The sequence below is a fragment of the Mesorhizobium sp. M2E.F.Ca.ET.209.01.1.1 genome, from assembly GCF_004010375.2.
Classification (GTDB): domain Bacteria; phylum Pseudomonadota; class Alphaproteobacteria; order Rhizobiales; family Rhizobiaceae; genus Mesorhizobium.
Map to the genome: position 1 here is coordinate 1 of NZ_SADP02000124.1, position 527 is coordinate 527.

Here is a 527-nt window from a genome sequence, read left to right on the forward strand (position 1 = left end):
GCAAGGCGGTCACCAAGGCAATCAAGGCGCTGCGCGGCGCAATCGGTACGCAGCTGGACCCGCATTCCTGCTGGATGCTCGGTCGTTCTCTGGAGACGCTGTCGATCCGCATGGAACGAGCGAACGACAATGCACGCCTCGTTGCTGAATTCCTGCGAGATCACCCCAAAGTCGAAAGGGTGCACTATCTGCCGTTCCTGGGCGAGGATACGCCGGCGGGCCGCACCTACCGGGCGCAATGCAGCGGCGCCGGCTCGACATTCTCCTTCGACATACGCGGCGGGCAGAAGGCGGCCTTCGCCTTTCTCAACAGCCTGCAGATCTTCAAGCTGGCGGTAAGCCTCGGCGGAACGGAATCACTGGCCAGCCATCCGGCGGCGATGACCCATTCCGGTATTCCCTTCGAGGTGCGCCAGCGGATCGGCGTGCTCGAGACCACGGTCAGGCTGTCCATCGGCGTCGAGCATGCGGACGATCTGATCGCCGACCTAGCGCAGGCGCTGGCCACCGTCTGACCATAGCCTTTC

The 527-nt window shown here is 63.8% G+C and carries 1 protein-coding gene; it reads left to right on the forward strand.

All coding sequences use genetic code 11. The features are described 5' to 3' along the window. A partial coding sequence (locus tag EN852_RS34905) for a PLP-dependent transferase (RefSeq protein WP_189546339.1) occupies nucleotides 1-515 on the forward strand: 515 nt, incomplete at its 5' end. Nucleotides 516-527 lie beyond the last annotated feature (12 nt).